23 protein-coding genes and 1 tRNA gene are annotated in these 20,020 nt (G+C 61.5%); 7 read left to right on the top strand and 17 right to left on the bottom strand.

The window, feature by feature from the left end:
- Positions 1 to 4 precede the first annotated feature (4 nt).
- Positions 5 to 838, top strand: coding sequence for an aldo/keto reductase (locus RAC79_RS14200; protein ID WP_174039626.1), 834 nt, complete (start codon positions 5 to 7; stop codon positions 836 to 838).
- A gap of 141 nt (positions 839 to 979) precedes the next feature.
- On the opposite strand, the gene RAC79_RS14195 is transcribed toward RAC79_RS14200, so the two are convergent.
- Positions 980 to 1,054: transfer RNA gene (locus tag RAC79_RS14195), tRNA-Gly, on the bottom strand.
- A gap of 384 nt (positions 1,055 to 1,438) precedes the next feature.
- On the opposite strand from RAC79_RS14195, the gene RAC79_RS14190 reads away from it, so the two are divergent.
- A complete protein-coding gene (locus RAC79_RS14190; protein WP_003522612.1) occupies positions 1,439 to 1,660 on the top strand; it encodes a hypothetical protein in 222 nt (73 codons plus the stop codon).
- Positions 1,661 to 1,738: 78 nt separating this feature from the next.
- On the opposite strand, the gene dps is transcribed toward RAC79_RS14190, so the two are convergent.
- The 10 genes from dps to RAC79_RS14140 form a co-directional block, all read right to left on the bottom strand.
- On the bottom strand, positions 1,739 to 2,227 hold the full coding sequence (dps, locus tag RAC79_RS14185; RefSeq protein WP_003522611.1) for a DNA starvation/stationary phase protection protein Dps: 489 nt from the start codon (positions 2,225 to 2,227) through the stop codon (positions 1,739 to 1,741).
- 122 nt (positions 2,228 to 2,349) lie between these two features.
- Entirely contained in the window at positions 2,350 to 3,108 is a 759-nt protein-coding gene (locus RAC79_RS14180; protein ID WP_003522610.1) for an ABC transporter ATP-binding protein, read from the bottom strand.
- Positions 3,105 to 4,073 (bottom strand): iron chelate uptake ABC transporter family permease subunit, encoded by a 969-nt coding sequence (locus tag RAC79_RS14175; RefSeq protein ID WP_174039625.1) that lies wholly within the window; start codon positions 4,071 to 4,073, stop codon positions 3,105 to 3,107. The genes RAC79_RS14180 and RAC79_RS14175 overlap by 4 nt, the downstream gene beginning before the upstream one ends.
- Complete coding sequence (locus RAC79_RS14170) at positions 4,066 to 5,031, bottom strand: ABC transporter permease (protein ID WP_174039624.1); 966 nt, start codon at positions 5,029 to 5,031, stop codon at positions 4,066 to 4,068. Before RAC79_RS14170 ends, RAC79_RS14175 begins: the two co-directional genes overlap by 8 nt.
- 220 nt (positions 5,032 to 5,251) lie before the next feature.
- Positions 5,252 to 6,190 (bottom strand): siderophore ABC transporter substrate-binding protein, encoded by a 939-nt coding sequence (locus RAC79_RS14165; protein WP_174036422.1) that lies wholly within the window; start codon positions 6,188 to 6,190, stop codon positions 5,252 to 5,254.
- 279 nt (positions 6,191 to 6,469) lie between these two features.
- Entirely contained in the window at positions 6,470 to 6,727 is a 258-nt protein-coding gene (locus RAC79_RS14160) for a hypothetical protein (RefSeq protein WP_003522606.1), read from the bottom strand.
- Positions 6,728 to 6,854: 127 nt separating this feature from the next.
- A complete protein-coding gene (locus RAC79_RS14155) occupies positions 6,855 to 8,372 on the bottom strand; it encodes a tripartite tricarboxylate transporter permease (protein ID WP_020809148.1) in 1,518 nt (505 codons plus the stop codon).
- A gap of 107 nt (positions 8,373 to 8,479) precedes the next feature.
- A complete protein-coding gene (locus RAC79_RS14150) occupies positions 8,480 to 8,974 on the bottom strand; it encodes a tripartite tricarboxylate transporter TctB family protein (RefSeq protein WP_078051663.1) in 495 nt (164 codons plus the stop codon).
- On the bottom strand, positions 8,971 to 9,915 hold the full coding sequence (locus RAC79_RS14145) for a tripartite tricarboxylate transporter substrate binding protein (RefSeq protein ID WP_078051664.1): 945 nt from the start codon (positions 9,913 to 9,915) through the stop codon (positions 8,971 to 8,973). Before RAC79_RS14145 ends, RAC79_RS14150 begins: the two co-directional genes overlap by 4 nt.
- A 337-nt stretch (positions 9,916 to 10,252) precedes the next feature.
- A complete protein-coding gene (locus RAC79_RS14140; RefSeq protein ID WP_374997173.1) occupies positions 10,253 to 11,350 on the bottom strand; it encodes an ABC transporter substrate-binding protein in 1,098 nt (365 codons plus the stop codon).
- 52 nt (positions 11,351 to 11,402) lie between these two features.
- On the opposite strand from RAC79_RS14140, the gene RAC79_RS14135 reads away from it, so the two are divergent.
- Complete coding sequence (locus RAC79_RS14135) at positions 11,403 to 12,083, top strand: response regulator transcription factor (RefSeq protein WP_003491888.1); 681 nt, start codon at positions 11,403 to 11,405, stop codon at positions 12,081 to 12,083.
- Entirely contained in the window at positions 12,080 to 13,474 is a 1,395-nt protein-coding gene (locus RAC79_RS14130; RefSeq protein WP_174039623.1) for a sensor histidine kinase, read from the top strand. Before RAC79_RS14135 ends, RAC79_RS14130 begins: the two co-directional genes overlap by 4 nt.
- 13 nt (positions 13,475 to 13,487) lie before the next feature.
- Here RAC79_RS14130 and RAC79_RS14125 read toward each other — a convergent pair whose 3' ends face one another.
- The 6 genes from RAC79_RS14125 to RAC79_RS14100 all read right to left on the bottom strand — a co-directional run bounded on the left by RAC79_RS14125 (position 13,488) and on the right by RAC79_RS14100 (position 17,075).
- Complete coding sequence (locus tag RAC79_RS14125) at positions 13,488 to 13,793, bottom strand: addiction module antidote protein (RefSeq protein ID WP_026363923.1); 306 nt, start codon at positions 13,791 to 13,793, stop codon at positions 13,488 to 13,490.
- Positions 13,794 to 13,797: 4 nt separating this feature from the next.
- Positions 13,798 to 14,094, bottom strand: a complete 297-nt coding sequence (locus RAC79_RS14120) for a type II toxin-antitoxin system RelE/ParE family toxin (RefSeq protein WP_035263680.1) — start codon at positions 14,092 to 14,094, stop codon at positions 13,798 to 13,800.
- A 45-nt stretch (positions 14,095 to 14,139) separates the two neighbouring features.
- The gene (purU, locus tag RAC79_RS14115) at positions 14,140 to 15,024 is read right to left on the bottom strand and encodes a formyltetrahydrofolate deformylase (protein WP_174039622.1); all 885 of its coding nucleotides are present in this window, start codon (positions 15,022 to 15,024) and stop codon (positions 14,140 to 14,142) included.
- Between the two features lie 216 nt (positions 15,025 to 15,240).
- The gene (locus tag RAC79_RS14110) at positions 15,241 to 16,017 is read right to left on the bottom strand and encodes a YbaY family lipoprotein (RefSeq protein ID WP_078051920.1); all 777 of its coding nucleotides are present in this window, start codon (positions 16,015 to 16,017) and stop codon (positions 15,241 to 15,243) included.
- A 176-nt stretch (positions 16,018 to 16,193) separates the two neighbouring features.
- The gene (gene hutX, locus RAC79_RS14105; RefSeq protein ID WP_080856731.1) at positions 16,194 to 16,718 is read right to left on the bottom strand and encodes a heme utilization cystosolic carrier protein HutX; all 525 of its coding nucleotides are present in this window, start codon (positions 16,716 to 16,718) and stop codon (positions 16,194 to 16,196) included.
- Between the two features lie 9 nt (positions 16,719 to 16,727).
- Complete coding sequence (locus RAC79_RS14100) at positions 16,728 to 17,075, bottom strand: antibiotic biosynthesis monooxygenase (protein ID WP_003522597.1); 348 nt, start codon at positions 17,073 to 17,075, stop codon at positions 16,728 to 16,730.
- 187 nt (positions 17,076 to 17,262) lie between these two features.
- Between RAC79_RS14100 and RAC79_RS14095 the strand changes: the two genes are divergently transcribed.
- Genes RAC79_RS14095 through RAC79_RS14085 form a run of 3 tightly spaced genes read left to right on the top strand, consistent with a single transcriptional unit; the run spans position 17,263 to position 20,020 of the window.
- Positions 17,263 to 18,156 (top strand): hemin ABC transporter substrate-binding protein, encoded by an 894-nt coding sequence (locus RAC79_RS14095; protein ID WP_142844945.1) that lies wholly within the window; start codon positions 17,263 to 17,265, stop codon positions 18,154 to 18,156.
- Positions 18,153 to 19,241 carry an iron ABC transporter permease gene (locus RAC79_RS14090; RefSeq protein WP_142844944.1) on the top strand — a complete coding sequence of 363 codons (1,089 nt, stop codon included), beginning with the start codon at positions 18,153 to 18,155 and terminating at the stop codon, positions 19,239 to 19,241. The genes RAC79_RS14095 and RAC79_RS14090 overlap by 4 nt, the downstream gene beginning before the upstream one ends.
- The gene (locus tag RAC79_RS14085; protein ID WP_142844943.1) at positions 19,238 to 20,020 is read left to right on the top strand and encodes a heme ABC transporter ATP-binding protein; all 783 of its coding nucleotides are present in this window, start codon (positions 19,238 to 19,240) and stop codon (positions 20,018 to 20,020) included. Before RAC79_RS14090 ends, RAC79_RS14085 begins: the two co-directional genes overlap by 4 nt.

Below are 20,020 nucleotides of genomic sequence, written 5' to 3'. Positions count from 1 at the left end.
ATATATGTTTGATGTCACTGCAAACGGCGCGTCAATCCCGGCGCTTGGTTTCGGCACGTTTCGCATTCCCGGCCCCGATGTGCTGCGTATCGTTCCCCATGCGCTGAAGGCCGGGTTCCGCCATATCGATACCGCCCAGATCTACGGCAATGAGGCCGAGGTCGGTGAAGCCATCGCTGCCTCCGGTGTGGCGCGCGGCGACGTGTTTCTGACCACCAAGGTCTGGGTCGAGAACTACAGGCATAATGCCTTCCTCGCCTCCGTGGATGAGAGCCTGAAAAAGCTGAAGACCGATTATGTCGACCTGCTGCTGCTGCATTGGCCGAATGAGGCGGTTTCGCTTGCAGAACAGATCGGTGCACTGAACGCGGTAAAGGAAGCGGGCAAGGTGCGCCATATCGGCGTTTCCAATTTCAGCACGGCGCTGATGGCCGAGGCGGTGAAGCTGTCCAAGGCCCCGATCGTGACCAACCAGATCGAATACCACCCCTATATCGATCAGGACGTGGTCATCGCCGCGGCAAAGGCCGCCGGCATGTCGGTGACGGGTTATTACGGCATGGCCGATGGCAAGGTCTTCACCGATCCGGTACTGAAGGAAATCGCCGCAGGCCGTGGCAAGTCGGTGGCGCAGGTGGTGCTGCGCTGGCTCGTGCAGCAGCAGGGTGTCATCGCACTGTCGAAGACGGTCAGCGAAGCCCGCGTCGATGAAAATCTCGCCATCTTCGATTTCGAACTTTCCGCCGATGAAATGGCGGCGATCCGCGCGCTTGCCAGACCGGATGGCCGCATCGTTTCACCGGAAGGGCTTGCACCCGTCTGGGACAAGGCCGCCTGATAATAAGAGCCGGGGAGGGAACGCCCTTCCCGGTTTGCCCGTGCGTGGGAAATCCTCGCGCGGCAATGCTGCTCACAGCCCATGGAAACGACGCGTTTCACATCGGGTGCAGTGAAGATTTATCTGCCTGTTCTGGAAATTTGGAGCGGGCGAAGGGATTTGAACCCTCGACCCCAACCTTGGCAAGGTTGTGCTCTACCCCTGAGCTACACCCGCTCAAATCCACCGGTCCGGGGTAGTTCGCTGAACCGTGGGCCGCCAAGCGGCGACGGGTGCTATATCGCTCAATCGTTTTTGGAATGCAACAGTTTCTTTTGCGGTTTCGGTGGAAATCCGCCTGTGTGCGGATTTATCCGAAATCTGGCGGCCATCACGGGCTGACGACCAGGGAGTTTCCGCTGAAGATATTGTTTCAGCTGGCTTTTATCCCCCTGCCATGGGGTGGCGGCCGGCGGGAAGGCCAGAAAATAACCTATTTACATTTGGTTAAAATCTGATTCGACAAGTGATTCGTTCGGGTGTACAAATTCCCTGTCCACAAGAAAAATCAAAACGATATTGGGAACGATGTTTGGCATATCATCATCGGGAGGATGAGCCTTGTCGTACGCAGCTTTTGAACGGGTTGGCGCACAATTGTCGCCGGAGCAGATCACCGATCTGCAGACTATTTTCGATGGCGTATGTTTCGAATGCTTTCAAGACCGCAGCAGCCATGTTGCCAATGAGTGCGCGGCGGTTTTGATCCGTAGCGCCCAGCGCGGCATTCTTGACCATGAGATGTTGCGCGATATCGGTCTTGCGGTTTTACGTCGGCACTGATTGCGCCATATGACAATAAAAAAGCGCCCGAGCATCTCGGGCGCTTTCGTGTGTGTTGTGGCGGCAGCCGCTTCCTGCTCAGCTCTTTTCCTGCACATGCGCTTCGAGGAACCACAGCGACTTGTCGAGATCGCGCGAGGCGGCGGTGAAGATGTCCGCCGTCGTCGGGTCGCCCGCCTCGTCGGAATCGTCGATAGCCTTGCGGATCATGTTCGCGACCTCGCCATAACGCTCGATCAGCTCGTCCAGATGGTCGTGGATCTTGTAGATATCGGTCGGATAGGCCTTGAGCTTCGTCGTGGAAGAGACGGATTGCAGGCTGCCGAGCGCAGTACCGCCAAGCTGGACAACACGCTCGGCAATCGTATCGCCATGATTGTCGAGCTGGGTGCGGAAAGTGTCGAGAAGTTCATGCACGGCGATGAATTGCGGGCCCTTGAGGTTCCAGTGCGCCTGCTTGGTGATGAGCGCAAGGTCAATCACCGAGGCCAGCGATTCGTTGAGAATGCCGATCACGGTCGACTTGGCGTTGGAAGGCAGGTCGTTCTTCGTCTTGTGCGTCTTCATCGATGTCTCCTGAAGTTGCGGACGGAATGCCGCTTTGGAAAAGTCCGTCGTTTAACGTCCGGGCCTGAGGCCCTGTTCCATGCTAAGCACTGGGACAGCGAAAATCCTGCACAATCATCATGTCATTCGTAAAACAGGCAGATGCGCCGGCCGTCTATCTCATTGACGCGGATTGGCATGTCGTAGATGTCCTTGAGGACATCTGGACGGATGATCTCTTCCGCCGGCCCCTGATGGCAGATGCGGCCTTCGCGCATGGCGATGATGGTGTCGGAATACCAGGAGGCGAAGTTGATGTCGTGCAGCACCAGAACCACGGTCTTCTTCAGCTCGTCAGCGGCGCGGCGCATGATCTTCATCATGCTGGAGGCGTGTTTCATGTCGAGGTTGTTGAGCGGCTCGTCGAGCAGCACGTAATCGGTATCCTGGCACAGCACCATGGCCACGAAGGCGCGCTGGCGCTGGCCGCCGGAAAGCTCGTCCAGAAACCGGCCGGCAAGGGCTTCGAGGTGCAGATATTCCAGCGCCCGGTCGATATGGACTTTGTCCTCGATGGTGGGGCGGCCCTTGGAATAGGGGTAACGGCCGAAACCGACGAGGTCGCGCACCGTCAGGCGCGAAGAGATGTGGTTGTCCTGCCGCAATATAGAAAGCCGCTTGGCCAGCGTATCGGATGGGGTTTTCGTGACATCCAGACCGTCCACCGTCACCGTTCCGGCATCCATCGACATCAGCCTTGCGACGATGGAAAGCAGCGTCGATTTTCCAGCACCGTTCGGCCCGATGATGGAGGTGACGCCGCCTGCCGGAATGGAGACGGAGACGCCATCGACGACGAGGCTGTCGCCATAGGATTTGCTGATCTGACTGGCGATGATCATCGCGCACCCCGCTTCAGAATAAGACCGATAAAGATGATACCGCCCAGAAATTCGATGATTATCGAGAGCGCCGTATCGAAGGCGAAGACCCGCTCCAGCACCACCTGACCGCCCACGAGGCAGATCACGGCGATAAGGATCGCGGCCGGCAACACATAGGCGTGTTTGCCATTGCCGGTAAGATAATGGGCCAGCGCCGCGACCAGCAGCCCGAAGAACATGACCGGGCCGACGAGAGCGGTCGAGACGGCGACCAGCACCGAAACCAGCACGAGGATGATGGTGACCGTGCGCTTGTATTCGACCCCCAGGCTGATGGCCGTGGCGCGGCCGAGCGAGAGGACGTCGAGCGTGTGCATGAGCCTGAGCCCGATGATGGTCACCACGCCGATGATGACGGCGGAGACCGCAAGAAGCGTCGGATCGATGGAATTGAAGCTGGCGAACAGCACATCCTGCAGCACCGTATATTCATTTGGGTCCAGCACGCGCTGCATGAAACCCGAGAGGCTGCGGAAGAAGACGCCGAAGACGATGCCGACCAGCACCAGAAGATGCAGGCTGCGTTCCGCGCCGACGAAAAGCCAGCGATAGAGCAGGGCGGAAAAGGCGACGAGCAGCGCGGTCTCCGTGAGAAATTTCAGCTGCGGATCGATCAGGACGACGGTTGCCGAGCCGAAAACGAAGATCAGCCCGGTTTGCATCAGCACATAAAGCGAATCGAAACCCATGACCGAAGGGGTGAGGATGCGGTTGTTGGTGACCGTCTGGAACAGCACGGTTGAGACCGCGATGGCATAGGCCACCAGCAAGAGCGACAGAAGCTTGATGCCGCGAAACGGCAGTACGAAGCTCCAACTGCCCTTGGCGCCAAGCGTCATGAAGGCGGCCATGGAGATGAGTGCGAATACCGCAAGCACCAGCAGAACGGTTTTTGCACGCCGGTCGGGATGTCTCTCACGCATGGTGGCGTTTCCGCAGCAGGAGATAGAGGAACAGCGCGCTGCCTATGACGCCGACCACGGTTCCGATGGGTATTTCGTAAGGCGCGCGCACGGTGCGGCCGATGATATCGCAGGAAAGCACGAAGACCGCGCCGAGCGTTGCCACCCAGGGCACTGAGCGGCGCATATTGTCACCGATCATCAGACTGACGACATTCGGCACGATCAGCCCGAGAAAGGGGATCATGCCGACGGTGACGACGACGACCGCGCTGACCAGCGAGACGATGGTGAGGCCGAGCGCCATGACGCGGCGATAGTTGAGGCCGAGATTGGTGGTGAAATCGCGACCCATGCCGGCCACGGTGAAGCGGTCTGCCGCGAGATAGGCGGCGATGGCGAAGAGGAAGCCGACCCACAGCAACTCATAACGGCCGCGAAGCACACCGGAAAAATCCCCCGTCATCCATGCGCCCAGCGATTGTAGGAGATCGAAACGATAAGCGAAGAAGGTGGTGACGGCGGAGATGACGCCGCCCAGCATGATGCCGATCAGCGGCACCAGCAGCACGTCGCGCAGCGGCACCTGCCGCAGGATACGCAGGAACAGCGCGGTGCCGGCGAGCGCGAAAACGGCGGCCACCAGCATCTTGCCGAAGATCGGCGTATCCGGCGCCAGCAGGGTGATGGTGAGCAGGCCAAGGCCGGCGGATTCGGTGGTGCCCGCCGTCGAAGGTTCCACGAAGCGGTTGCGCACCAGCATCTGCATGATGAGCCCCGCAATCGCCATCGAGCTTCCGGCCAGGATCAACGCCAGCGTGCGCGGAATGCGGCTGACCAGCAGCACGCGCAGTGCGTCCGCACTCGTGTCCGGTGCGAAAAGCGTTGTGAGCGAAACGTTGCTCACGCCGACGAACAGGCTGGTGATGGCGAGCACCAGGGCCAGAAGAAGGGCAAGGATGAGAGACAGGGATTTCACGTTGGCGGTTTTTCGAAAATGGTGAAAGCTCCCGGCGACCCCTCAGGTTACGGTGAGGCTACAAACCTCTCTCCGTCATCCTCGGTCCCCGGAACAAGCCCGAGGATGTCCCGAGGATCCGCAACCTATTGATTTTACGATACCTTGGTAGATCCTCGGGTCAAGCCCGAGGATGACGTCGAGTATGGAGCAGCCTTCAGAAGCGGATGCCTGGAGGCTTTTACGATTTCTTCTCCGAGACGGCCTTGTAGACCTGATCGAGCAGGGTGGAGAGCGCCGTATAACCGCTGCTGACGATATAGGCCGCCTGCGGATCGAGATAAACGATCTGCTTTTTCTTCCAGGCATTGGTCTGGTGCACCAGCTCGTTGTCCAGCACCTGCGCGGCTGCCTTGCCCGGATCGGTGGCGCGGCCGATGCCGGCGTCGCGGTCGATCACGAACAGCCATTCGGGATTGACCTCGGCCAGATATTCGAAGGAGACGACATCGCCACGGTCAAAACGGTCGTCGATGTCGGCTGCGACCGGCTTGAAGCCGATTTCGGTGTGCAGCCAGCCGGTGCGCGAACTGGGGCCATATACGCCGACCTTGCCGGCATTGGTGACGAGGATCATCGCCGTGCCGGAATTGGGCGCGATTTCCTTCAGCTTCGCCACTTTTTCATCGATGGCGGCATCAAGCTTCTTGGCTTCTTCCTGCTTGCCGAAGATATCGCCGAGCTTGGTGATGTTGGCTTTGACGCTGCCGATGAATTCCTTGGAATCCACCGACATGTCGATGGCGGGCGTGATCTTCGCAACGTCCGGATATTTCGCCCGCGAACGGCCGCCGACGATGACGAGATCGGCCTCGGCCGCATTGATCGCCTCATAATCAGGCTCAAACAGCGTACCGACCTTCAGATATTTGCCGTCGGCATATTTCTGCAGATAGGTGGGCAGGTTGGAGCCGACGACACCGGCGGGCTCGACGCCGAGCGCATCGAGATTGTCGAGAGAGGGAATATCGAGAACCAGAACCTTCTTCGGCGCCGCCTTCAGCACGGTCTCGCCCTGCGCGTGCTTGATCGTCATTTCTTCGGCACTCGCCGTCATCGCGCCGAGGCTGAAGGCCGCTGCCGCCAGCAGCCGAACGGGGAAGGTGAAGTTGATGGCCACTTAATATGTCCCTTGCAATATTGTTCCGAGCCGGCGGACGTGATCCCGCCGGGTTAACTTGATGTTGGCGATCAGCTTTATTGGCAAGGTCGACGGAAATCAAAATTATGTTTTAGAACGGTTCTGAATTGCGGTGAGCGGGAAAGGGGGAGCCGCGCGTAGCAAGACTCGTTGTGATCGCCGGACGTAAACCACAATACGTCCACACAAGTCCGGCATGACGGGAAGAGTGGTCAGTCGTAGTAGAAGCGGGAACCACATCAAGTCCCATATCTTCCATCAATCCGGAGGCCAGTCGCCGACGATTTCGCGCCTCTCGAGTTTCAGCGACCGGTCCGGTTGCACGCGGTAGGTTTCGATCGCCAGCCGCCCGTCGCCCATGACGAATTCATTGCTGAGCGTGCTGCCGATGGGGGACTTGGTGAGTTTGGTGCGCGGCTGTCCGCCATAGGTGATGCTGCCGGGAATGGGCTCGACATCGGGGGCGGTGGTGCAGCCGGCAAGCGCCAGAACCATCATGATCGCAATCGTGCGCATGTCTTTCTCCTGCGGTTGGCGCAATTCTATCATGGGCGGGTGCGCATCACACATCCCGTTGGCGTGAATAAAAAAGGCCCCGCATCCGAAGATACGGGGCCAGTTGCCTTGGGAGGTTCTTGGTTTCTCAGTCCTCGTTGGCGGCAAGCTGCGTCAGCACCTCGCCACGGCCGCGGATACGCATGATGAGCGGGATGATGAAGGCGGCGGCTGCCACGATGAAGAGGCCAACGGCAATCGGCGAGGTGAACAGCACCGTCGGGTCGCCCTGGCCGATGGCAAGAGCGCGGCGCAGCTGCTGTTCCGCAAGCGGGCCGAGGATGAGACCAACGACCGCAGGCGCAATCGGATAACCGAAGATGCGCATGATATAGCCGAGGATACCGAAGGCGAGCAGCATGCCGAGTTCGAAGACCGACGGGTTGGCGCCGATGGTGCCGAGCGTCGCAAACAGCAGGATGCCCGCATAAAGCCAGGGCTTCGGAATGGTCAGCAGCTTCACCCACAGGCCGACGAGCGGCAGGTTCAGAACCAGCAGCATCAGGTTGGCGATGAACAGGCTGGCGATCAGGCCCCAGACGAGCTGCGGATTGGTGGCGAACAGCAGCGGGCCGGGCTGAAGGCCATATTGCTGGAAGCCGGCGAGCATGATGGCGGCGGTCGCCGTCGTGGGCAGGCCGAGCGTCAAGAGCGGCACCAGCGTACCGGCGGCGGAGGCATTGTTGGCGGCTTCCGGACCGGCCACACCTTCAATGGCGCCATGGCCGAATTCTTCCGGATATTTGGTCAGCTTCTTTTCGGTGGCGTAGGACAGGAAGGTGCCGATTTCAGCGCCGCCCGCCGGCATGGCGCCGATGGGGAAGCCGATGAGCGTGCCGCGCAGCCAGGCTTTCCAGGAGCGTGCCCAGTCCTGCGCGCTCATCCAGACGGAGCCCTTCACGGCTTCAACCTTGTCCGGGCCGGTGCTGCCCTGGGCGACGATGAACAGGGTTTCGCCGATGGCGAACATGGCGACCGCAAGCGTCGTCACCTCCACACCGTCGAGGAGGTCGGGAATGCCGAAGCTCATGCGGGTCTGGCCGGTCAGCTGGTCGATACCGACGATGGCAAGCGCAAAGCCGATGAACAGCGAGGTAAGGCCGCGCAGCGCCGAATCCCCGAAAGCGGAGGAAACGGTGACGAAGGCGAGCACCATCAGCGCGAAATATTCACGCGGGCCGAAGACCAGCGCCAGCTTGACGATATAGGGCGCGATGAAGGCGAGTGCGATGGTGGCGATAAGGCCGGCGACGAAGGAGCCGATGGCAGCGGTGGCAAGGGCCGGACCGCCTCTGCCCTTGCGGGCCATCTTGTTGCCTTCAAGCGCGGTCACGATCGAGGCGCTTTCGCCCGGCGTGTTGAGCAGGATCGAGGTGGTCGAGCCGCCATACATGCCGCCATAATAGATGCCGGCGAACATGATGAGCGAACCGGCGGGATCGAGCCTGTAGGTAACGGGAAGAAGCAGCGCCACGGTCAGCGCAGGCCCGATGCCGGGCAGAACGCCGACGGCGGTGCCGAGTGTCACGCCGATCAGCGCATAGAGCAGGTTCATGGGTTGGGCGGCAACCTCAAGACCGTGCAGCAGGAATTCAAAGGTACTCATGGACAGATGTCCCCCAAGTGGACCCGATGGGCGGGCGGAACGGCTGGCATATGCGTCATTGCGCGCCTGCGGTTTCCTGTTATCTCAAATTTTGGTCGGAATGGCTGTTAGAACAACAGCCGTTCCAGAGGCCCGGCGGGCAGCGAAAGTTGCAGCAGCCGCGCGAAGATGAACCAGATGAAGAAGCTCAGGGCGATGCCGATGGGGATCGAATACCAGAGCTTGCGTTTGCCGAAGGCGCGCGCCGTAAAGGCGAAAAGCAGGCCGGTGGCAATGGAGAAACCCGCGACGTTGAGCAGCAACATCTGCGCGGCAAGGCCGGCGACGACCCAGATAACCGGGGCGATTTCCTGTTTGTCGCGTTCGGGAAAATCACCGCGCCAGGCCTCGATGGCCGTCCACAGCGCCAGGCCGATAAGACAGAAGCCGATGGCATAAGGCACCGTTGCCGGGCCGACCGGCGAATAACCGGTGACGCTGGCGAGGCGGGCGCTGTCCCAGAAGATCACGCAGGCGATGATGACGAGGAAGATGGCGATCACCAGCGCCGCCCAGTCAGGGCGGCGCTTTTGATGCTGCGAAGGGTTGGAACCCTGGCTCATTTTACCAGTCCGATGTCTTTGAGGATGGCGGCGGTGGCGTCGGTATCCTTGGCGAGCTGCGCCTTGAATTCGTCACCGGCGAGATAGGTGTCCATCCAGCTCTTGGTCTTCAGGGTTTCCTGCCACTTGGCGGACTTCACCAGCTTTTCGATGTCGGCATTGACGGCCTTTTCCTGCTCCGGCGTCAGGCCGGGAGGAGCGGCGACCATGCGCCAGTTCTGGACGACGACATCGAGACCGCTTTCCTTCAGCGTCGGCGCATCGACGCCTTCCAGCTTCTCTTCGCTGGAAACTGCGAGCAGGCGCAGCGTGCCGGCCTTTACCTGGCTTTCGAATTCGCCGTAGCTCGAAATACCGGCGGTTACCTGCGAGCCGAGGATCGAGGCAAGCGCTTCGCCGCCGCCGGAATAAGCGATGTAGTTGATCTTGGTCGGATCGACGCCGGCCGCCTTGGCAATCAGGCCAACGGCGATGTGGTCGGTGCCGCCGGCGGAGCCGCCGCCCCAGGAAACGCTGCCCGGATCCTTCTTGAGCTGGTCGATGAGGTCGCCGATGGTCTTCAGCGGCGAGGATGCCGGAACGACGATGGCTTCATATTCGCCGGTCAGACGGGCGATCGGCGTCACTTCCTTGAGGGTGACGGGCGCGTTGTTGGTGAGGATCGCGCCGACCATCACGTAACCGCCGACGATGAGGGCGTTCGGGTTGCCCTTCTGCTGGCTGGCGAACTGCGCAAGACCGATGGTGCCGCCTGCGCCCGGTACGTTCTGCACCTGAACGCTCTTGGAAATGCCTTCTTCCTGCAGCACGGTCTGCAGGGAGCGCGCGGTCTGGTCCCAGCCGCCGCCGGGATTTGCCGGGGCGATGATGGTGTAGTCCGCTGCAACCGCCGGAAGCGCAATCACGCCCGCCAGGAATGTGCCGATAAGAAAATGCTTCACTTGGAAAACCCTCCTCAGGATGCCCTTTTTGGGCGTCGTTTTTCGTTTATGCGGGGGGCTTTTCGGACGCGTCTGCGCCGGCGCTGAATGCTCAGCGTGGGGCCTTGGCAATCCTGGATTTCCTCCCGCATCTTCTTCCGCCTCCACGGAATGAAGAAGAATTGCAGAGCATCACAGAAAGCTGTCATCTAACTGACGCTACGCAAGTCCTTGCGCATTTACTCTCTATTAATTTGTATCGGACGTCTACTGTGGCGTGTGGGACGGCTTTGTTTTGCGCCTTTGAAGCTTTCTCCACACCCTCATTCCTGTGACAAGCACAGGAATGAGGGGGGAACTACTGCGACCGCAACGCCTCGTTCCAGCGCTCGATCAGGCGGCTGCGCTTGACCTGATCCAGATAGACCATCAGGCCGGGACTGACGGGCACGGGGCGCAATTGTGCGCCGTGGATGGCCTGCATGGTGTTGGCGGTGTTTTCGCCCGCCACTTCCGGACTGACGGCGGGAATCTGCAACTGCCGGGCCATGATCGTCTGGCCCTCCTTCGACATAAAGAATTCGAGATAACGGCGGCCGAGCGCCGGGTTGGCGGCGGCTTCCGGCACCAGCCCGATGCGCGACATGACGACGGTATAGTCTTTCGGCAGCACGATGCCGACATCGGGGTGGCGCGAGGCCCAGTCGGCCGCATAGGAGCCGAGAATATTGTAGCCCAATACGAAACGGCCGTCGGAAACACGTTCCAGAATGGCCGATGAGGTGGAATAGACCTTCACGCCCGCCGCGCCCATGGCCTTGATGACGTTCCATATATCGCCGAACTGCTCCTGATCGCGCGACATGAACAGGAAACCCACGCCGGAGCGTTCGATGTCGTAAGTTGCGATGCGGCCATGCACTTGCCTGGCGTGGCGTTCGAGATAATCGACGAATTCGGCGCGGCTGGCTGGCGGTTCTTCGGTGGTGAAGCTCGGCTTGTGATAAACGAAAACCGCCGGCTCGAAAGTCAGCGCGTAAGCGGTGTTGCGCCAGTTCGCCCAGGCGGGCCAGCGGGCGCTCATTGCGAGGTCGGAACGCTGGGCATAACCGTCATTGCTCAGCTTCACCTGCAGATCCATGGCGGAGGAAAAGGCGAAATCGGCGGTCTTCTTTCCGGCGTCAGTTTCTTTGACGATGCGGTCATAAATCTCGCCGGTCAGCATATCCTCATAATGGACGGCGATATCGGGATTGGCCTTCTGGAAACCCTCGATCATCGGTGTCGCCAGCGGTTCGTCCAGCGAGGAATAGACCACCAGCGTTTCGGCATCCGCCTTGCCGGAGGGTGCCGGAAAGATGGCGACTTGCGCAAGCGCCGGCGAGGCCGTGCAAAGACAGAGACAGAGGAGAAGGCAGATACGCATGGAAAAGATCATGCAGCAGGCGCTGGCCATTCACAAGCGGTAAGGGTCTGGTTAAACTCGGCAATGCTGTGGGAGGGACGATTTGCGTATTTTGCTGGTCGAGGACAATCAGGTGCTGTCGGAGGGGCTGTCGGCGCTGTTGCGCGGCAGCGGTTATGCCGTGGATGTGGTATCCGATGGCGCTTCCGCCGATGCGGCGATTGCGGCGGAAAGTTTCGACCTCGTCATTCTCGATCTCAACCTGCCGGAAATGGACGGTATCGAGGTACTGCGCTCCATGCGTTCGCGCCAGGACAAGGCGGCGGTGCTGATCCTGACGGCGCGCGGCACGCCGGAGGAAAAGGTCAAGGGGCTCGATCTCGGCGCTGACGACTACATGATCAAGCCTTTCGACATCACCGAATTCGAGGCGAGGGTGCGGGTGCTGCTGCGCCGCAACGCCGGGCTGCGCTCCTCGGCGCTGAGTTTCGGTAAGGTGCTTTTCGATCTCAATTCCCGCACCTTTTCGGCGGATGGGCGTCCGCTCGATATTCCGGCGCGCGAGGTGGCGCTGCTCGAAGTGCTGTTCATGCGGGCCGGCAAGGTCGTCGCCAAGGAGGCCATCGTGCAGTCGCTGACCGGCTTCGACGACGATATTTCCGCCAATGCCATCGAGCAATATGTCAGCCGCCTGCGCAAGCGGCTCGCGCCGCACGGGCTGACGGTGAAAACGGCGCGCGGCATCGGTTATTATCTCGAAAAGCTGCCGGAGATGGCTGAATGAGACAGGCCGCCTATTCGCTCAGGCGGCGACTTTTAGGCTGGCTTCTCATCTCCACCGCCATTATCGGTTGCGTTGCGCTGACCGATACCTGGCGTGAGGCGGTCAATACCGCCAATGTCGTCTCCGACCGGGTGCTTTCCGGTTCCGCACTTGCCATTGCCGAGCGGGTGGTGGTGGCCGAGGACGGCTCGCTGGAAGTCGATATTCCCTATGTGGCGCTGGAAATGCTGACATCGGCCGCACAGGACCGGGTGTTTTACCGTGTCGACGGGCCGAACGGGCAATTCCTGACCGGCTACCAGAACCTGCCGACGGTGGAGAACCCGGCGGGCGATATCCCTGCCTATCGCGATGCCGTGTTCCGCGACGAGCCGATCCGCATCGCTGCGATCCGCCGTTTCGCTTCCACGGGCATCAATTCCGTGCCTTTTTCCGTAACGGTAGCCGAAACCACCATTGCCCGCAGCCAGCTGGCGCAGGCGATCATCCTGCGCTCGGCGCTGCGCCTGCTGTTGATGATTGTGGGGGCGGCGATAATCGTCTGGATCGCGGTGACGATTTCGCTCAGGCCGCTTTACCGGCTCAGCGAAGCGATTGCCGAGCGCAGCCCGAACGACCTGCACCCCATCCATCAATCCGTGCCGGTGGAGGTGGAAAATCTGGTGGAAACGGTCAATTCCTTCATGGTGCGGCTGCAATCGGCGCTCGACGCGCTCCGGCATTTCACCGGCAATGCCAGCCACCAGCTGCGCACACCGCTTGCCATCATCAGCACCCAGCTTGCGCTTTCAGCCCGCGCCGCAAGCCTTGAGGAAGCGCAGGCGGCGGCGCTGAAGGGCGGGGCGTCCGTGGCCCATGCCGAACATATCCTCGCCCAGCTGCTGCGCATGGCCAATATCGATGCCGCCGGCTCCAGCGAAAAACATGATTTTTCCGCAATCGATCTCGTGGCCGTTGCGCAGAATGTGACGGCCGATTTCGTGCCGCGTGCGGCCGAAGCCGGCATCGATCTCGGTTTCGAAGGCGAGGGGGAGGTCGCCATTCTAGCCGAGCCGCTCCTGATCGGCGAACTGGTCGGCAATCTCGTTTCCAATGCCATCAACTATGCCGGTCGTGGCGCGGAAGTCACCGTCCGCGTCGGCAAGGAGACGGACGCCGTCTGGCTGGAAGTGGAAGATAACGGCCCCGGCATCCCCCCGGAAAAACGCGCCATGGTGCGCCAGCGCTTTGCCCGCGGCGAAGCCAACGCCGCCCCCGGCGCCGGCCTCGGCCTCGCCATCATCGAAGAGATCGCCGGGCTGTTCGGCGGGCGGCTGACGCTGGAGGATGGCGCGGAGGGGCGTGGGTTGAGGGCGCGGGTGATGTTTGGTGGCGTGGAAAAGGCGCCGTAGCCCGCCGGGTTTATCAGGCGGCTGTGTCTGCAGGCGATTTCGCCACCAGCGAGAGCCTGTAGCCCAGCGCGTCGGCGACCTTGGCAATCGTCGCCAATTCGGGATTTCCCTCGCCGCTCAGCGCCTTGTACAAGGTCTGGCGGGGAAGGCCAGTTTGCCTCGAAAGGTCAGTCATACCCTTGGCCCGCGCCACGACGCCCAGCGCATGGGCAAGCTCCTGTGCGTCGCCGCTTTCTGTGGCGTCGGCGATGTAAGCGGCAAGCGCTTCGTCACTATCAAGGTAGCGGGCAGCATCGTAATCGCGTGTCACAAGTGGCATGGTCTCACTCCTTGAGCGCTCTGGCCAGTTTCTTGGCTCTGGCGATGTCGCGGGACTGCGATGCCTTGTCGCCGCCACACAGCAATATGATGACGACATCGCCGTGCCGGACAAAATAGACCCGATATCCGGGTCCAAGGTCTATCCTGAGTTCGCTGACGCCTTCGCCAACCGGTTTCACGTCTCCGGGATTGCCGTCCGCCAGCCGGTAAATGCGCCGTGCTATGCGGGCGCGCGCCTGCACATCGCGCAGACCCGCCAGCCAGTCGGCAAACTCGCTTGTTTCCCGGATCGTGAGCATGGCGCAATGTAAACTGTGGTTGTCATTTCGTCAATGACGAAGGGTTCACCCCATCCGCTCGGAAGCATAACTTCCCGGGCTTGGCGGGAAGACGACGGTGCGGTTGCCGTTGATGAAGGTGCGGTGGTGGATATGGGCGTGGATGGCCCGAGCCAGCACCTGGCTTTCGACATCGCGGCCAAGCGAGACATAATCGTCGGCGCTCTGTGCGTGGGTGATACGCACCGTGTCCTGCTCGATGATCGGGCCTTCGTCGAGATCGGCGGTGACGTAATGGGCCGTGGCACCGATCAGCTTCACACCGCGCTCATAGGCCTGCTTGTAGGGGTTGGCGCCCTTGAAGGAGGGCAGGAAGGAATGGTGGATGTTGATGATTTTGCCAGACATCTTCCGGCACATATCGTCGGAAAGAACCTGCATGTAGCGCGCCAGTACGACGAGTTCCGTGCCGCTGGTCTCGATCAGGTCCATTAGCTGAGCTTCGGCTTTGGGTTTATTCTCCTTCGTCACCTTGATGTGGTGGAAGGGAATGTCGTGGTTGACGACGACCTTCTGGTAGTCGAAATGGTTGGAGACGACGCCGACGATGTCGATCGGCAATGCGCCGATCTTCCAGCGATAGAGCAGGTCGTTGAGGCAATGGCCGAAACGGGAGACCATCAACAGCGTCTTCATGCGCTGGCCGTCCGGATAGATATCCGCCTTCATGCCGAATTTTTCCGCCACCGGCTTAAAGCCGTCGGTGATAGCCTCAAGCGTGGCGCCTTCTTCGGAGATGAAGGAGACGCGCATGAAGAACTTGCCGGTCTCGAGGTCGTCGAACTGCGAACTGTCGACGATGTTGCAGCCTTTTTCCGCCAGATAACCGGAAATCGCAGCCACAATGCCACGGGTCGATTTGCAGGCTACGGTCAGAACATAGGATGTCATTCGTTTTCCCTCAAAGACGTCGCACCGGCATCAACCGGCGCAGTTTGGCGCGTTCCATAGCGCAGCTCTGCGGCGGAGCAAAGCGTCAAGACGAACGCAGCCAAAGTCATAGGGCGGGAAAAGGCAGCGCGCCGTGCCGGAAGCGACATGGAATGTTCCATGGCCAGCACGTTGGGCCAGGACGGCGACGCAGGGTGTTGCGGCAGGTTGCCGGCCTCAGGCGCGGCGCAGGCGCATCGCCGTGCGGCCGCGGCCGTCGAGCAGTTCGAGCGTGCCCCGGCGCGGCTCCAGCCTGAAGGAGCGGGCGCCTTCCAGCGCTTCGATAAACTGCCGTTCCTGGCGCATGATGTCAGGCGCGCAGGCCATCTGGGTGGAAATCATCCGGCCGAAATCGATACGGTTACGGCTGATCTTCACCTCGCCACCGATGCCGTTGCAACCGGCATTGCCCGAAACGCGGCCCTCGCGGGTAATTTCCAGCGTCGCCTGACGGCGGCCGCGAACCCGCTCGCCACGGATGTCCTGCACCAGCCAGCGCCCGTCGATACCGGCTTCCGGCTCCGGCCGACCCGGGCCCGCGCCGACGCGCTCCAGCACGAGGTCGGTATCGTCGCGACCGCCGGTCAGCACCGAATAACGGCGGGTGGTGGTGAAGAGCAGCCGGTCGCGGTCGCGGATTTCGGCGCTCAGCGCATAGGAGCGGCGGCCACGGATGTCTCGGTCATCATAACGCAGCACGAAGGGTACGGGCACCTGGCCACGGGGGCGAATGGTGGTTTCGGCAATCGTCTGCGAGGGCGCATCCGCAAGCGAAACGTCGATCAGACGCACCGTAACGGTCGCGCCCGGCGGCAGGGCGATGCGTTCACGATAGGAAACGCTGCCGCGCAGGCTTGCAGGTGCGGCAGCCGCGCCGCCCGCTGCAAAAAGCGGCGCAAGCGCAACAAGCCCGGCGAAACTGCGGCGAGAAAGAAGAGGTTGGCGGTCGGTCATGGTGCTTGCTCCGTGCTGGTGCCGTTCGAATTTCAGCGGATGATAAAAAACGGCACTGAACGGGCGATGAACCGGTGGTTGTTTTTTCACGCGTCATCCGGAGAGGTCCCGGGCGAATGATGACGCGTGCGATTATGGAAGCAGTGGGGAGGCAGCTGGCAGCCTCCCCACGGGTCTCAGCCGCGGAAACCGTCCCGCAGCGCTTCGAACTTCGCCAGTTGCCCGGCCAGCAGTTCCTTGTTCTCGTCGCGGCGGACGAAAATCTTGAACATGGCGTTGCCGGCGGCGTTCATGAACCAGACGGAACAGGAGCGGCGGCCGTGGAAGCCGCGATCGACGAAGGTGATGCCGGCGCAATTGTCCTTCTTGATGTGACCGCCGATGGGGCTGTCGCCGTGGATGTTGAACCAGCCGTGGCTTTCGCTGCCTTCCGGCAGGTGGCCCGGCACTTCGAACACGATATCGCCGGTCTGCACGATCATCAGGACTTCGCCCCAGCCGCGCATCTCGTTCCAGATGGCGTCGAAGCGGTCGGCGGCAGCGGAAACGGCGGCACCTTCCGGCAGGATCGCCAGAATTTCGGCCGGCGTCACCTCGGCCTTGGCGGCGATGGCCTCCACGATGCCATCGGGCTTTTCGGCGAGCGCAGCGGCGGCGCGGGCCTGCCTGTCGTCGTCGGTCTTTTGGGCTGCAATGCTCATCGGGCGGCCTCAGGCGGCAATCGAACGGCGTTCGCCATTCTTGTCTTCATGGATGATGACGTCGAAGCCTTCGAAATGCGGGCCGGAGAGATATTCCACCTTGCCGCGGTTTTCGCCGGCCTTGGCGTGGGCGGCGCGGAACTGTTCGGATTTCGTCCAGGCGAGGAAATCGTCCTTGGTGGCCCAGACGGTGTGCGAGGCATAAAGCGTGTGGTCATCTGCCTTCGGGCCTTTCAGCATGTGAAATTCGATGTAGCCCGGCAATTCGCTCAGATGCGATTTGCGCTCGCGCCAGATGGATTCGAAGGTTTCTTCATAACCCGGCACGACACGAAAACGGTTCATTGCGATAAACATGAAATTCTCCCTTTAAGTTTCCAGTTTGAGTCAGGATATCCAGCCGCGGGGAGGTTGGAAAGGGGTTCACGACAAAGCGAACAAATTTACTCCACTTATCGATTGCGCCGCCCATAAACATGTGTAAAGAACTCAAGATTAATTGGCGCAGGGAAAGCCGCGCCGGGTCGTGTTTCAGGATAGCGCCATGTTGAATTCCCGCCTTCGTTCCTTTGTTTTCGCCTCTCTCGTGCCCGCCGCAATCGCCTTTGCCGCACCTGCCGCCATGGCTTCGGACAAGGGCAATCCGGAAGCGAAACGCATTGTCGCGGTGGGCGGCACGGTCACCGAAATCCTTTATGCGCTGGGCGCAGGAGACCGCGTCGTTGCGCGTGACAGCACCAGCAGCTATCCGGCAGATGCATTTGCCAAGCCGGATATCGGTTACATGCGGGCGCTTTCGTCGGAAGGCATCCTGTCGCAGAAGCCCGATCTCATCCTCTCTGAGGACGGGTCCGGCCCGGCCGATGTCATCGCCATCCTGAAGGCGAGTGCGGTGCCTTTCGTCACCGTCGATACGCCGCCGAGCGGCGACGCCATCCCCAAAAAGATCGAGGATGTCGGCGCGGCGGTCGGTCTTTCTGACAAGGCGAAGGCGCTGGCTGCCGAGACCAAGGCCGGGCTCGATGCGCTCGCCAGGGATGTTTCGGCCGTGCCGGAAAAGGGCAGAAAGCGGGTTCTCTTCGTGCTTTCCACCGCCGGCGGCCGCATCATGGCGGCGGGCAAGGATACAGAAGCCGCCGCGATCATCGAAATGGCAGGCGGCATCAATGCGGCTCAGGAGATCAATGGTTACAAGCCGCTGACGGATGAGGCGGTCATTGCCGCGGCACCCGATTTGGTGCTGACCATGGCGCGCGGCGACCATGCCGCCAAGGCGGAAGAGATCTTCGCGCTGCCGGCCTTCCAGTCCACGCCTGCTGCCGCCAGCAAGGCGCTCATCAGCATGGATGGGCTTTATCTCATCGGTTTTGGTCCGCGCACGCCTGCTGCGGGCCGCGAGCTGGCAGCCAAGCTCTATCCTGAGGTGGTGAAGCCGTGAGCCTTGCCGCCTTGAGTTCCGCTGAAGGCAGGGTTGCGGGCGACAGATCCCGCCAGGGGGTCGTCACCCTCGCCGTGCTCGTCGGCATCCTGCTGTTTGCCTGTGGCGTGTCGCTGGTCAGCGGACCCACGGGCGTCGGCATGTCCGAACTCTGGGCCTATTTCACCGGCGGCGCGGATCAGCTCGATGCGCGCGACAGGGTCATTCTTGAGGCGGTTCGCCTGCCGCGCACGGCGCTCGGCATGTTGATCGGCGCGGGGCTTGCCGTTTCGGGGGCGATGATGCAGGGCCTGTTTCGCAATCCGCTGGCCGATCCCGGCATTGTCGGCGTCACCTCGGGTGCAGCGCTCTTCGCGGTCGCGGCCATTTCTCTCGGGGAAGGCGCGCTTGCCACCGTCGCCGTGTTTTTCGGCCCGCATTTTCTGCCGCTGATGGCGTTTTTCGGCGGGTTGCTGAACACCTGGGTACTTTACCTGATCGCGACGAAGGATGGCGCCACCTCCACCACCACGCTCATTCTGGCCGGCATCGCGGTGGCGGCGATCAGCGGTGCTTTGACGGGGCTGATGATTTTCATGGCCGATGACCGGGCGCTGCGCGATATTACCTTCTGGTCGCTCGGTTCGCTCGGTGGGGCCACGCCCGCCAAGGTGCTCGCGACCCTCCCTTTCATCATCGTCGTTCTCGCCATCATTCCCTTCGTTGCCCGCGGGCTCGATGCGCTGATCCTCGGGGATGCCGCCGCCTTTCACATGGGCATTCCGGTGCAGCGGCTGAAGCGGATCGTCATTCTGGCCGTTGCCGCCGCCTGCGGGGCGAGCGTGGCGGCGGCCGGTTCCATCGGTTTTGTCGGCATCGTCGTGCCGCATCTTCTACGGCTCGCCATCGGCCCGTCGCACCGCTTCCTGCTGCCGGCCTCGGCACTTGGCGGGGCGGCACTTCTGCTTCTGGCCGATAGTTTCGCCCGCACCGTCGCGTCACCGGCGGAACTGCCCATCGGCGTCGTCACGGCGCTCATCGGTGCGCCGGTCTTCCTGTTCCTGCTATTGGGACGCGGCGGTTTTTCCATGCGGAACATGCCATGATCCGGGCCGAAAACCTCACCCTCATCCGCTCCGGCCGCCGGCTTCTCGATGCGGTCAGCGTCGATCTGAAGCCCGGCAAGGTCAATGTCATCATCGGCCCCAACGGTGCGGGCAAATCCACGCTGATGAAGGTTCTCTCGGGCGAGATGCGCGCCGAGGGCGGTTCGGTGACCTATAACAACGTTGACCTGCCGGCCTTCACGCCGGTCCAGCTCGCCCGTCTCAGGGCCGTGTTGCCGCAGAGCACCCAGCTTGCTTTCCCTTTCACCGCGCTCGAAATCGTGCGGATGGGGGCTGTTGCACAAGGCTCCCGCGCGCCGGAAGAGCAGGCCCGCCGCGCACTCGCCAAGGCCGGGCTGCGCGGTTTCGAGCAGCGGTCCTACAACATGCTCTCCGGCGGAGAACAGCAGCGGGTGCAGTTTGCCCGGGCGCTGGCGCAGGTGCCGAACCCGATGGAAAATGGCGAGGCGCGGGCGCTCTTCCTCGACGAGCCCACCGCAAGTCTCGATATCGGCCACCAGATTGCCGTGCTGGAAACGGCGCGCGACTTTGCAAGCGGCGGCGGGCTGGTGCTCGCCATCCTGCACGACCTCAACCTTGCGGCCGAATTTGCCGATCAACTTATCGTCATGCATGGCGGCCGGGTGACGGCGAGCGGCCCCTCGCTGGAAACGATCAGCGACGAGACGATTGCAAGGGTCTATGGCATTGGCGGTGTCGTCGGCCGGCTGCCGGCGCGGCATATTCCTTACGTGCTGCCGCAGTCGCGCCACCGTTAA

The organism is Agrobacterium sp. LR_9, assembly GCF_041954855.1.
Taxonomy (GTDB): domain Bacteria; phylum Pseudomonadota; class Alphaproteobacteria; order Rhizobiales; family Rhizobiaceae; genus Agrobacterium; species Agrobacterium leguminum.
Note: the sequence above shows the minus strand (reverse complement) of the source record. Positions and strands in the feature narration are given on the sequence as shown.

Bases quoted from the DNA above. Each gene is read 5' to 3' on its own strand.
- RAC79_RS14200 (WP_174039626.1), top strand. From the start codon at position 5: ATGTTTGATGTCACTGCAAACGGCGCGTCAATCCCGGCGCTTGGTTTC.
- dps (WP_003522611.1), bottom strand. From the start codon at position 2,227: ATGAAGACGCACAAGACGAAGAACGACCTGCCTTCCAACGCCAAGTCG.
- RAC79_RS14180 (WP_003522610.1), bottom strand. From the start codon at position 3,108: ATGATCATCGCCAGTCAGATCAGCAAATCCTATGGCGACAGCCTCGTC.
- RAC79_RS14175 (WP_174039625.1), bottom strand. From the start codon at position 4,073: ATGCGTGAGAGACATCCCGACCGGCGTGCAAAAACCGTTCTGCTGGTG.
- RAC79_RS14160 (WP_003522606.1), bottom strand. From the start codon at position 6,727: ATGCGCACGATTGCGATCATGATGGTTCTGGCGCTTGCCGGCTGCACC.
- RAC79_RS14155 (WP_020809148.1), bottom strand. From the start codon at position 8,372: ATGAGTACCTTTGAATTCCTGCTGCACGGTCTTGAGGTTGCCGCCCAA.
- RAC79_RS14150 (WP_078051663.1), bottom strand. From the start codon at position 8,974: ATGAGCCAGGGTTCCAACCCTTCGCAGCATCAAAAGCGCCGCCCTGAC.
- RAC79_RS14140 (WP_374997173.1), bottom strand. From the start codon at position 11,350: ATGGCCAGCGCCTGCTGCATGATCTTTTCCATGCGTATCTGCCTTCTC.
- RAC79_RS14130 (WP_174039623.1), top strand. From the start codon at position 12,080: ATGAGACAGGCCGCCTATTCGCTCAGGCGGCGACTTTTAGGCTGGCTT.
- RAC79_RS14125 (WP_026363923.1), bottom strand. From the start codon at position 13,793: ATGCCACTTGTGACACGCGATTACGATGCTGCCCGCTACCTTGATAGT.
- RAC79_RS14120 (WP_035263680.1), bottom strand. From the start codon at position 14,094: ATGCTCACGATCCGGGAAACAAGCGAGTTTGCCGACTGGCTGGCGGGT.
- purU (WP_174039622.1), bottom strand. From the start codon at position 15,024: ATGACATCCTATGTTCTGACCGTAGCCTGCAAATCGACCCGTGGCATT.
- RAC79_RS14110 (WP_078051920.1), bottom strand. From the start codon at position 16,017: ATGACCGACCGCCAACCTCTTCTTTCTCGCCGCAGTTTCGCCGGGCTT.
- hutX (WP_080856731.1), bottom strand. From the start codon at position 16,718: ATGAGCATTGCAGCCCAAAAGACCGACGACGACAGGCAGGCCCGCGCC.
- RAC79_RS14100 (WP_003522597.1), bottom strand. From the start codon at position 17,075: ATGTTTATCGCAATGAACCGTTTTCGTGTCGTGCCGGGTTATGAAGAA.
- RAC79_RS14095 (WP_142844945.1), top strand. From the start codon at position 17,263: ATGTTGAATTCCCGCCTTCGTTCCTTTGTTTTCGCCTCTCTCGTGCCC.
- RAC79_RS14085 (WP_142844943.1), top strand. From the start codon at position 19,238: ATGATCCGGGCCGAAAACCTCACCCTCATCCGCTCCGGCCGCCGGCTT.